Here is a 1,235-nt window from a genome sequence, read left to right as displayed (position 1 = left end):
TGAATCGCTACCAATATCTTAGACACTTCCCAACCTCGCTTGGTACTGCTCTTCAAATCTTACCGGAGAAAGTCCATTGTTGTAACTATGGCGTCTAACCGGGTTGTAAAACATTTCGATGTAATCAAAAATATCTTCTCTTGCTTTTGCTCTGCTGGCATAGGTTTTACGTTTAATCCGCTCCCGCTTGAGTAGTTGGAAAAAGCTCTCCACTACGGCATTGTCATGGCAGTTTCCGCGCCGACTCATGCTTTGTTTGAGGTTATGTTCTTTTAAGAACGCTTGCCACTCGTAACTAGAAAATTGACTGCCTTGATCGGAGTGGATCATCACAGTTTGCTTGGGTTTGCGTTTCCATAAAGCCATCAGCAAAGCTGAGACTACGAGCTCCTTATCCATCCGTCCTTGCATCGACCAACCTACAATCTGGCGGGAGAATAAATCCAAGACCACCGCCAAGTACAGCCAACCCTCATGCGTGCGGATATAAGTAATGTCCGTTACCCAGGTCTCATTGGGCTCTAAAACATCAAACTGCTGAGCCAGGTGATTGGGAGCGGCGACATGAGGCTTACCAGCATGATGCCGTGGTGTGCGCTTGTAACCTGTTTGAGAACGCAGGCCTTGCGCCTTCATCAAGCGATACACCCGCTGCTCACCACAAGCAATCCCCAGATCTTGCAGATCATCATGGATCTTGCGATAACCATAGATGGTGCCGCTTGCCAGCCACGCTTGCTTAATTTGACCTACGATCATCTGGTTCTCATACGCTCGAGACGAGAGCGGCTCTTTAAGCCAAGCGTAATAGCCACTGTGGTGGACTCGTAAAACCTTGCACATGGTGCGGATGGCATGCTCATGCTGGTGCTTTTTGATGAAGGCGTACTTTAACCGGACTCCTTGGCAAAGTACGCGGCGGCCTTTTTTAGGATGTCGCGCTCTTCGGTAACCCGCCGCAGCTCCGCCTCCAGTCTTTTAAGCTTAGCTAATTGATCATCTTGAACTAAGCGCTGCTCGGCTGGAATACCATATTTATTAATCCAGGCATACAGACTATGGGGTGAGGTGCCCAGCCTAGCAGCCACATCTCGAACCCCAAATCCTCGCTCAACGACTTGCTTGACTGCCTCTAACTTGAACTCTTCAGTAAACCGTCTTCTTGTACTCATGACACACCTCCTAATAGACTAAATATTAGGCTAGAAAGTGTCTATAGAAGTGGTAGCGATTCA

At 48.3% G+C, this 1,235-nt stretch carries 1 protein-coding gene; it reads right to left on the bottom strand.

The window, feature by feature from the left end; genetic code table 11:
• Positions 1-18: 18 nt before the first annotated feature.
• Positions 19-1,172, bottom strand: a protein-coding gene (locus VC182_RS11455) for an IS3 family transposase (protein ID WP_323485369.1) whose coding sequence is annotated in 2 segments (ribosomal slippage) — positions 19-932 and positions 932-1,172 — 1,155 coding nt in all. Because the reading frame shifts where the segments join, the coding sequence is not laid out codon by codon here.
• Between the last annotated feature and the right edge of the window lie 63 nt (positions 1,173-1,235).

Source organism: Polynucleobacter sp. AP-Nickl1-40-C4, from assembly GCF_035012665.1.
In the GTDB taxonomy this organism is placed as follows: Bacteria; Pseudomonadota; Gammaproteobacteria; order Burkholderiales; family Burkholderiaceae; genus Polynucleobacter.
This window is presented reverse-complemented; position numbering and strand designations above follow the sequence as displayed.